The organism is Terrisporobacter petrolearius (assembly GCF_020748185.1).
Taxonomy (GTDB): domain Bacteria; phylum Bacillota; class Clostridia; order Peptostreptococcales; family Peptostreptococcaceae; genus Terrisporobacter; species Terrisporobacter petrolearius.
Genome location: NZ_JAHZMO010000070.1, coordinates 1 through 10,054, shown reverse-complemented (window position 1 = coordinate 10,054; position 10,054 = coordinate 1). Strand labels below are relative to the sequence as shown.

The following is a 10,054-nucleotide window of genomic DNA, read 5'->3' as shown; positions in this document are numbered from 1 at the left end:
ATTTAGCTACTTTTGAAGCAACAAAAAAATGGACCTTACCCCTTAGAAATTGGGGCAAAGTTTATGGTGAATTATCAATAATGTATGAAGGAAGACTTATTTAAAAAACAAATTATTTCTAAAAAAAACACCTTTTTACAAGGTGTACTTGACATGCAATTAAATTGGAATTACATTCAAATTAAGGCATGGATACATAATTTTCATATCCATGCCTTAATAAACTTATCATAGAAAGCTATTTACAGAAAAAACTTCACAGTCTCATTCAGGTCAAACAAAAAAGTATAAAAGCTAGATAAACTCCCTAGTTTTTATACTTTTTCTTACTATATTGAATAATACCAACCATTATCATCCTTATATATCATTAATTTTGACATTCCGCCATCAACTTTAATATCTTCACCAGTAATAAAACTTACTTTTTCACTACATAAAAACATAACCATATTAAAAATATCTGAAACTTTGCCAACCCTACATACTGGATGCTGTAATTTATCTTTTTTTGAATGTTTTACATTATCTTCTGTTTCAATCCAGCCAGGACTTATGGATCTAATATACCCTTTCCAATTCCATTGGATTCACCTGTTAAAACTACTATCTTATCTTTCCTATGTTATTCTCCTCTTTAATATAATTCTTATAAATTTTAATACCCAATATTATATAATTTATAAGCTTTCTTTATACTTTCTATTAATAAAGAATTTATCTAACATATCTAGCTTTGATAAAATAAATCCAATAAATCCTGCTAATCCAATGAATAAATCTATCAATAGTAACTTATCAGAAATTAAATATAAGCCACCTTTTAGCCCAATTTCAAAGTATAATTTATTAGAATTATCTAAGTCATCATTGCTATTTTCTAAATAAATAGTATCTGCTAAATTCCCTTTAGTATAATTATATTTTAAATTTTCTTTAGACTCGTTATTTTCATTTGAATAGATTTTCAACTGTTTTACTTCCCCATACTTTTCATTTAACATATTATCTAATTTATTTTTATATTGTTTTGGATTATTTATATCTGCAATTGTTGTATGTAAATCCTTACTTACTTTGTCATATATTTGCGTATGATAGTCAATCATTTTGTTGTTATAAAAAGTCAAACATGCATAAACTACTACACTTACAATTAATATGTTTCTAAAAAAACTAGTTATCTTATTTTTTATGTTATTTTTTTCAAACCAAGCTTGTTTAATAATTCCTTGTAACTCGTCTTCCATTTCTATCCCACCATCAAATCTGTCAATTGATATTTCAATAGCCTCTTCTTGGCTATAACCTTCATCCTTTAACTCTTTCACCGATTCCAATAAATGCTCTTTCATTTCTAACTTAAGGCTTATTGTTTCTTTACTTTTGTCCTCTTTATATAAACTATCTAAGTATTCATCTATTTGTTTCATATTTTAATTTTCCTCCTCTAAAAATGAATTCATTATATTTTGAATAAAGTACCACTCTTTCTTTTTTATAGTTAGAGCCTCTTTTCCTTCTTCAGTAATTTTATAATATTTTCGTCTTCCTCCAGCTCCTGACTCCGCTCCCAAGTAGGATTCAATCAGCGATTTTGACTCCATGCGTTTTAGTGCCAAATACATAGTCCCCTCTTTTAACTCAAATGTATTATTGCATTTTATCCTCACTTTTTTTGCTATTTCATATCCATAACAATCTTCTCTATTTAATATTGATAGAATCAATGTATCTATATGTCCTTTTAGCGCTTCTTTGTTTAATTGCATAATTCACCTTCTTTTAAGTATATTTATTCACTACTCTGTAATGCAATGTATTAATAATATAAATATAATATATAATACTATGTAATGCAAGGTATTTTTATTCTATTTTATGAAATATATCTGAAACTTTTATTAATATATTATTACTTTGATTTTTTATAATATCATTATTTATGCGAATATTAGCATGTATTGAGTAAATACTAAATTTGACAATACTATATACTTGGAGGAAAATATGAAAAAAATTTTAACATTAACACTTTGTTTTTTACTACTTTTTACAAATACATCTTATGGTCAGCCCAATAATATCAAAACTGCAATCCAGGATTTAGATACAGTTAACAATAGAGTAAACCTTATGATAAAAGAAATAGCAGGAGATGACCCTCTAAATATTAACGAATTAACAAAGGATATAAAATTTTGTGAATCTATTTTAGCAGCAAGCTCTAAACAAATATCAAATGCATATTCAACTGAAACTAATATACAACTTAGAAGAACATATTCTACAATATTATATACCATAGCTTTATATGAGCTAAGTTTAAGCAACATGCTAGTATATATAAATGATGATAGCAAAACCAACTTCTTTATAGATACATGCGCTGTCTTTAAGCAAGGAACTATATCATTACATGATCTTAAATCAGAAAATAGTTAATATATTGAACTAATACTAAATTAACTAATACTATATACTTGGAGGGAAACATGAAGAAACTTATATCATTAACACTTTGTTTTTTATTGTTCTTTACTAATATTTCATATGCCCAGACTAAAAATATCTCCACCCCCATAAAAGATTTAGAAATGGTTAGAGATAAAATTAGTCTTATGGTTAAAGAAATATCTGGGGACAGACACATAGATATACCTAAGTTTAAGGAAGAAATAAAGTGTTGTGAATCTATACTAGTAACACGTTCAAATCAATTATCAAAGGACTATTCAAATGAATCTAATATTGAACTTAAAGCTGCTTATTCATCTTTATTGTATGTATCATCTTTATATGCATTAAGTTTAAACAGTATAATGGTATATATGCATAATAATAATAAATCCCAGTATTTTATTGATATATGCACAGCTTATAGAGATGGAACTCTTGCCTTAGATGAGATGAAATTAAATTAAACTTTTGAAACTGGTGACTATAAAATCACCAGTTTTTTTTATAATAATTCATTAGCACATATATATCTTATTTTTTTCCATTTTTTTATAATTAGGATTTTTACTGTGATATAATTTATTATATATAAAAATTGGGAGGCAATGATAATGGGATTAAATAGTACACCTTCTGCTGAGCGTGTTCATATTGGTATATTTGGAAAGCGTAATGCAGGAAAATCCAGCGTAATAAATGCAATAACAGGTCAAAGTTTAGCTATAGTATCTGATATTAAAGGCACTACTACAGACCCGGTATCAAAAGCTATGGAATTACTACCTTTAGGACCTGTAATAATTATAGATACTCCTGGTCTTGATGATGTTGGAGAATTAGGTAAAATGCGTGTGCAAAAAAGTTATCAAGTATTAAATAAAACTGATATAGGTGTTTTAGTAGTAGATGGAACTTTAGGTACTACTCCAGAAGATGATGCTTTAATTTCTAGATTTAAAGAAAAAAACATTCCTTATATTGTAGTCATGAATAAGTTAGATTTAATGAAAGAAAATTCTTTTCATATAAATGGAAGTACATATGATTTATCTAATACTATTTGGGTAAGTTCTACTACTAATGAAAACATACATGAATTAAAAGAAATGATAGCTAAACAAGCTATTACAGATGAACCTAAATATAAAATTGTTGCTGATTTGCTAAATCCTTCTGACTTTGTAGTTTTAGTTGTACCTATTGATAAAGCAGCGCCAAAAGGAAGACTTATTTTACCTCAACAGCAAACTATTAGAGATATATTAGAAGCCAATGCTACTGCCATTGTAGTTAAAGAATGCGAACTTAAAGAAACACTACAAAGTTTAGGTAAAAAACCAAAGCTAGTTATAACAGATAGCCAAGTATTTGCAAAAGTTTCTGCTGAGACTCCAAAAGATATTTTATTGACTTCATTTTCTATTTTATTTGCCAGATACAAAGGTGATTTAGAAGAAACTATAAAAGGTGTTAGAGCTTTAGAATCTTTAAAAAATAATGACACTGTTTTAATTTCTGAAGGATGTACTCATCACCGTCAATGTGATGATATAGGCAAAGTAAAAATTCCTAACTGGGTAATGCAATATACTAATAATCATCTTAACTTTGAATTTACTAGTGGAACAGAATTCCCTTGTGATTTATCAAAGTACAAAATGATTATACATTGTGGTGGATGTACATTAAACGAAAGAGAGATGAAGTATAGAGTAAAATGTGCTAAGGACCACAATATACCAATAACCAATTATGGAATATTAATATCCTATATACAAGGAATATTAAAAAGGACTGTTGAACCTTTCCCTCATATTTCTCATTTATTAGAAGAAGAATAAATAAATAAATAACAAATATTATTCTTGCTGAATACAAGTATTCTTTGAAAAAGAGCATTTCAGCTCTATACTGAAATGCTCTTTTATTTTTATAAATTATTATTTTACTACTTTTTTACTAAGTTCCATAATTAAACTTGCAACTACAGCAAGACCAAATGAAATTCCTAAACTATTTAAACCAAATGATATTGGCATTGAAAAAATATCTCTCATAAAAGGTAATAATGTTAAAGAGAACATTCCTAAACAAACGCCAACTGCACCTAATGCATATTTATTACTGCTAAGTCCTAGACTAAATATTGTTTCAGTATTTGATCTTGCAGCAAATGTTTGAACTATTCTAGATAATGTAAGTGTGGCAAAAGCCATTGCTGTTCCAAGCTCAGGAGAAGTTTGCATACCTATATATTGTGCTAATATTGTCACCATACCTATTACACTACCTCTAAATGCTACTGAACTTAAAGTTCCTCCAGCTAATATACTTTCGTCTGGATGTCTTGGAGGATTTTTCATTATACCTTTTTCTGGTGGCTCAAATCCTAATGATATAGCTGGTAGAGAATCCGTTACTAAGTTAATAAATAAAAGTTGTATTGTAGTAAATGGATTTGACCAATCTGCAATAACTGCAAATAATATGGCAATTATACCACCTAAGTTTCCTGAAAATAAATAAGTGATTGATTTTTTTATATTATTGTAAACTGTTCTACCTACCTCGATGGCATTTACTATTGTTGCAAAGTTGTCATCTAAAAGTACCATGGCAGACGCATCTTTTGCTACTTCTGTTCCACTTCCCATGCCTATACCTATGTCTGCTTGCTTAAGTGCTGGGGCATCGTTGACACCATCTCCTGTCATGGCAGTAATTTTATTTTTTTTCTGCCAAGCTTTAACAATTCTTATTTTGTTTTCAGGAGATACTCTAGCGTAAACTGAAATATGTTCTAGTTTTTCATCTAGTTCTTCATCAGTTAAATCATCTAGTTCCTTACCTGTAAGGGCTAAATCATCTTCTTCCATTATTCCTATGTCTCTGCCTATGGCTGCTGCAGTAGTTTTATGATCCCCAGTTATCATTACTGTTTTTATGCCTGATTCTTTAGCTTCTTTTACTGCTTCATAAACTTCTTTTCTAGGTGGGTCAATCATTGCCATTAAACCTATTAAAGTAAGTTCATCTTCATCTTCTAAAGTTGGTACAAAGTTCTCATCTTTAATTTCTTTTGTAGCAAATGCTAAAACTCTTAATGCTTTATTTGAAAAATCTTCGTTTGCTTTTTTAAATTCATCTATAATTTCATCATTAATAGCTACAACTTCTCCATCATCTAATGCATATTTACATCTGCTAAAAATCACGTCTGGAGCACCTTTTGTAAACATGTATATATTATTATCTACTTTATTTATTGTAGACATTAGTTTTCTATCACTATCAAAAGGTAACTCATTTAATCTATTGCATTTTTCTCTTAATGTTTTGTAATTTATGTTGTTTTTTTCTGCATGATTTATAAGAGCAACCTCTGTTGGATCTCCTATTTCCACACCTTCTTCTGTTACATCTGAGTCATTACATAAAGTTGATGCTAGAGTTAATGCTATTTCACTCTCGTTAGCTTCACTAGTTGATGCTATGTCATCGTTTCTAGATAAAGCTATTTCTTCATCCATATTAGTAGCTAGTGCTTTTTCTTTATCACCATACATATAAAAATCAACAACAGTCATTTTGTTTTGTGTTAGTGTTCCAGTTTTATCTGTACATATTACACTTGCTGAACCTAAAGTTTCCACTGCTGGCAACTTTCTTATTACTGCTTGTTTTTTAGCCATTGTATTTGTTCCTTTAGCTAAAACAATAGTTACTATTGAAGACAATGCTTCTGGTATGGCTGCAACTGCTATGGCAATAGCAAACATAAATGAATCTGCTATATTTGCTCCTCGAATAACTTGCACTAAAAAAATTAATCCTGCTAATATAACTATACCAACACCTAACTTTTTACCAAACTCATCAAGTTTCTTTTGCAGTGGTGTCTCTTTATTTTCTGCGTTATCTAATAAATCTGCTATTTTTCCTATTTCACTTTTCATTCCACAAGCTGTAACTACATAAGTAGCTCGGCCATATACTACCATAGAACCACTAAACACCATGTTTTTCTGATCACCTAAGGCACACTCTTCATCTATTTTATCTTCATGTTTTAGTACTGGTTCACTTTCTCCAGTTAACATTCCTTCTACTACTTTAAAAGTCTGAGCTTCTATTATTCTTCCATCTGCTGGCACATAATCTCCAGCCTCCAAAACAACAATGTCTCCTTCAACTAAATCTTTAGACGGTACTGTAATTTTAATTCCATCTCTAATTACTTTTGCATTTGGTACAGATAATTGTTTTAAACTATCTAAAGATCCTTCCGCTTTTTTAGTTTGAACTACTCCTAAAATAGAATTTAAAATAAGTACAGCAAATATAATTACAGATTCTACTACTTCGCCTAAAAATATTTGTACTAAGGCTGCTATTAAAAGTATAACTACTAGTGGATCTTTAAAACTATCCAAAAACAACTTCCAAGTTGGTACCTTTTCCTTTTCTCTTAATTCATTTGGTCCATTTTGCTTTAGTCTTTTCATAACTTCCATTTGAGACAATCCATCTAGACTACTCTTAAAATGTCTAATTGTTTTTTCACTTGTTTCCTTATAAAACATACCATTTCCTCCCATTATTATAAAATCCATCTTCTGAATTAATATAAATACTACTAAATTTTGTTAAAGTGATAATTCCAATAAAAAAAGACCAACAAAGTAGATAAAACTACTCTGAAGGTCTTGCTAACAAGTTTAAACTCGCTAATCAACCGGGATTTTAATCCGTTTTGACGACTGATTATCACAATAATGTGAAAGCTACTCCCCTTCATGGGAATTTCTTTATTTGTTAATTATTATAAACATAAAGTAGATCTTATGCAAGTTTTTATTTGTTAATTATTTTTTACTTTACTTATTCTTTTTTATTTGTTTACTTAATTTTAGACTTCCTGTTTTAAGCAAGACTTTAAATCATCATCTGGTGTACTTATTGTTTTCAAATCAAAAGTATCAACCAAATATTGAAGTACATTAGGGCTTAAAAATGCTGGAAGAGTTGGTCCTAAGTATATACCATTTATCCCTAGAGATAATAGTGCAAGTAAATCTGCCACTGCTTTTTGCTCGTACCAAGATATAATTAGTGATAATGGTAATCCATTTACATCAGTTTCAAAAGCATCTGCTAATGCTGTTGCTATTCTAACTGCTGAATAAGCATCGTTGCACTGACCCACATCTAAAAGTCTTGGAAGTCCTGCAACTTCTCCAAAGTCTAATTTATTAAATCTATATTTTCCACAAGCTAAAGTTAATATTACACAGTCATCAGGAACTTTTTCTGCAAATTCAGTATAATAATTTCTACCTGGTCTTGCACCATCACATCCACCTATTAAGAAGAAGTGTCTTATTTTGCCATCCTTTACTGCATTAACAATTGTTTCTGCATGAGAAAGTGTGGCCTGGTGTCCAAATCCAACTAAAATTTCATGTGGCTCTTGGTCTTCCTCATATCCACCAAGTTCCAATGCTTTTTCAATAATTGGGCTGAAATCTTTTTTTCCGTCTTTTCCTACTCCTATATACTGAACTCCATCCCATCCAACAACGCTTGTTGTAAATATTCTATCTTTGTAAGACTCTCTTGGTTTCATTAAACAATTCGTAGTCATAAGTACACAACCTGGAATATTATCAAATTCTTTTTGTTGATCTTGCCAAGCTCCACCAAAATTCCCAACAAGATGATCATATTTTTTAAGCTCTGGATATCCGTGACATGGAATCATTTCACCATGAGTGTATATGTTAATACCCTTACCTTCTGTTTGTTCTAATAACATTTGTAAATCCCATAGATCATGGCCTGATACTACAATAAATGGGCCTTTTTTTACATGAACATTTACTTTATTAGGTTCTGGATTTTTATAAGTCTTTGTGTTTGCTTCATCAAGCTTTTTCATAACAGCCACACTTATTTCACCAGTTCTCATAGTCCATCTGATTAGATCCTCTACACTTAGACTATCGTCAGTTGTGGCTTCCAATGCTCTTACATAAAAATTATCAACTTGATCATCAAAGTATCCTAGCTCTCTTGCCTGATGGCCATAAGCTGATATTCCTTTTAATCCATATACTATAGTTTGTCGTAAAGAGCGAATATCTGGGTCCAATTCACTATCATACATTATCCCAGCTTTTTTTGAATCCTTAAGCATTTCGGCTTTAGTTTCACTTAAGTTATATGTAGCGTGCTCTGTATCATTTTTAATTTTTCCTACTTTTTTTCTTAATGCTTCTTTTAATTTTTGAGATTCTTTTAACATTTTCACATGAACTTCAGCATCAAAGTTTACATTTGTTAAAGTTGTAAATAAAGAATTTTCAATAAAGCTTACTATATCCTTATCTACATTTTCTCCTTTTTCAACTATTTCTTTTGCATAACAACTTATGCCTTTTATTTGGTAAATAAGCAAATCCTGAAGATTAGCAACTTCTGGTGTTTTTCCACATACACCTAACTTTGTACATCCTTTGCCTCCTACTGTTTGTTCACACTGATAGCAAAACATAGGATATTCCATTGACATATTGTTTTCCATTCTTTTACCTCCAAAAGTTTTATTCATATTCTAGTCTTTACTAAATTCATTAAAAATATAGTTACTTATTTGATATTTCGAAGGTTTTCATAATCATGAAATTAGTTTTTGAATGTAAAGAAATCCCCAATTTCAAAGAAGGTGTTAATTTTTAAAGCAAATCGTTATATAAATCAATATACAATAATACATTTCAGTTTTGTAATATTTATGGCAATTAATGGAATATAAGACTATAATATAAATTGTTTTAAAATAGTAAATCAAAAATAATCTGAGGTGATATTATGAAAAATAATGTATTAAAAAAATTTATGATTACAGGATTAGTATCTACTGTTTGTATGTCAGGAGTATTTACGGGAGACTTCTCTACAAAAAATAGTGATTACATAACAACTGCTTTTGCAGCCACAATTAAGGAAACTATTTGTTCAGCAAAAGGTACTACTAAATCAAACCTTAGTGTAAGAAAGGGACCTAATACTACTTATACTAAAGTTGGCTCTTTAAAGAAAAATGTTAAAGTTACTATTGTTGCTAAAACTAATAACGGTTGGTATAAGATTAAATTTAATAATGATTGCGCATATGTTTCTTCTCAATATATAGCTATTGCAAATAATAAGCCTGAGCCTAGTGAGACTCCTTACTCTGCTAATGGTACCGCAAATAATAATGTTAATGTAAGAAAAGGGCCTAATACTACTTATGCTAAAGTTGGCTCTTTAAAGAAAAATGCTAAAGTTACTATTGTTGCTAAGTCTTCTAACAACTGGTATAAAATTAAACTTAATAGTGGTTATGGATATGTTTCCTCTCAATACATAACTATTGCAAATAATAAGCCTAACTATAGTGAGGCTCCTTACTCTGCTAATGGTACTGTGAATAGTAACCTTAATGCTAGAAAAGGGCCTAATACTACTTATGATAAGGTTGCTTCTTTAAAGAAAAATACTAAAGTTACTATTGTTGCCAAAACTGATAATGGTTGGTATAAAATTAAAC

9 protein-coding genes are annotated in these 10,054 nt (G+C 29.5%); 4 read left to right on the top strand and 5 right to left on the bottom strand.

Going from position 1 to position 10,054, the window contains the following annotated elements:
• Window positions 1-329: 329 nt before the first annotated feature.
• The 3 genes from K0040_RS19055 to K0040_RS19045 all read right to left on the bottom strand — a co-directional run bounded on the left by K0040_RS19055 (window position 330) and on the right by K0040_RS19045 (window position 1,772).
• The gene (locus K0040_RS19055) at window positions 330-557 is read right to left on the bottom strand and encodes an SDR family oxidoreductase (protein ID WP_228110301.1); all 228 of its coding nucleotides are present in this window, start codon (window positions 555-557) and stop codon (window positions 330-332) included.
• 123 nt (window positions 558-680) lie between these two features.
• A complete protein-coding gene (locus K0040_RS19050) occupies window positions 681-1,433 on the bottom strand; it encodes a permease prefix domain 1-containing protein (protein WP_228110300.1) in 753 nt (250 codons plus the stop codon).
• Between the two features lie 3 nt (window positions 1,434-1,436).
• Window positions 1,437-1,772, bottom strand: coding sequence for a PadR family transcriptional regulator (locus K0040_RS19045; protein ID WP_228110299.1), 336 nt, complete (start codon window positions 1,770-1,772; stop codon window positions 1,437-1,439).
• Window positions 1,773-2,010: 238 nt separating this feature from the next.
• On the opposite strand from K0040_RS19045, the gene K0040_RS19040 reads away from it, so the two are divergent.
• The 3 genes from K0040_RS19040 (at window position 2,011) to hydF (ending at window position 4,301) form a co-directional block, all read left to right on the top strand.
• Window positions 2,011-2,445 carry a hypothetical protein gene (locus K0040_RS19040; RefSeq protein ID WP_228110298.1) on the top strand — a complete coding sequence of 145 codons (435 nt, stop codon included), beginning with the start codon at window positions 2,011-2,013 and terminating at the stop codon, window positions 2,443-2,445.
• Window positions 2,446-2,495: 50 nt separating this feature from the next.
• A complete protein-coding gene (locus K0040_RS19035; protein WP_228110297.1) occupies window positions 2,496-2,924 on the top strand; it encodes a hypothetical protein in 429 nt (142 codons plus the stop codon).
• Between the two features lie 147 nt (window positions 2,925-3,071).
• On the top strand, window positions 3,072-4,301 hold the full coding sequence (hydF, locus tag K0040_RS19030) for a [FeFe] hydrogenase H-cluster maturation GTPase HydF (protein ID WP_228110296.1): 1,230 nt from the start codon (window positions 3,072-3,074) through the stop codon (window positions 4,299-4,301).
• 99 nt (window positions 4,302-4,400) lie between these two features.
• On the opposite strand, the gene K0040_RS19025 is transcribed toward hydF, so the two are convergent.
• Window positions 4,401-7,043, bottom strand: coding sequence for a cation-translocating P-type ATPase (locus tag K0040_RS19025; protein WP_228110295.1), 2,643 nt, complete (start codon window positions 7,041-7,043; stop codon window positions 4,401-4,403).
• Window positions 7,044-7,369: 326 nt separating this feature from the next.
• The gene (gene hcp, locus K0040_RS19020; RefSeq protein WP_228110294.1) at window positions 7,370-9,043 is read right to left on the bottom strand and encodes a hydroxylamine reductase; all 1,674 of its coding nucleotides are present in this window, start codon (window positions 9,041-9,043) and stop codon (window positions 7,370-7,372) included.
• A gap of 287 nt (window positions 9,044-9,330) precedes the next feature.
• On the opposite strand from hcp, the gene K0040_RS19015 reads away from it, so the two are divergent.
• Window positions 9,331-10,054 (top strand): SH3 domain-containing protein (locus tag K0040_RS19015; protein ID WP_228110293.1); only part of this gene is annotated, 724 nt, incomplete at its 3' end.

What these genes read in the sequence shown, in the direction of transcription:
- K0040_RS19050 (WP_228110300.1), bottom strand. Translation starts at nt 1,433, where the DNA reads ATGAAACAAATAGATGAATACTTAGATAGTTTATATAAAGAGGACAAA.
- K0040_RS19045 (WP_228110299.1), bottom strand. Translation starts at nt 1,772, where the DNA reads ATGCAATTAAACAAAGAAGCGCTAAAAGGACATATAGATACATTGATT.
- K0040_RS19040 (WP_228110298.1), top strand. Translation starts at nt 2,011, where the DNA reads ATGAAAAAAATTTTAACATTAACACTTTGTTTTTTACTACTTTTTACA.
- K0040_RS19035 (WP_228110297.1), top strand. Translation starts at nt 2,496, where the DNA reads ATGAAGAAACTTATATCATTAACACTTTGTTTTTTATTGTTCTTTACT.
- hydF (WP_228110296.1), top strand. Translation starts at nt 3,072, where the DNA reads ATGGGATTAAATAGTACACCTTCTGCTGAGCGTGTTCATATTGGTATA.
- K0040_RS19025 (WP_228110295.1), bottom strand. Translation starts at nt 7,043, where the DNA reads ATGTTTTATAAGGAAACAAGTGAAAAAACAATTAGACATTTTAAGAGT.
- hcp (WP_228110294.1), bottom strand. Translation starts at nt 9,043, where the DNA reads ATGGAAAACAATATGTCAATGGAATATCCTATGTTTTGCTATCAGTGT.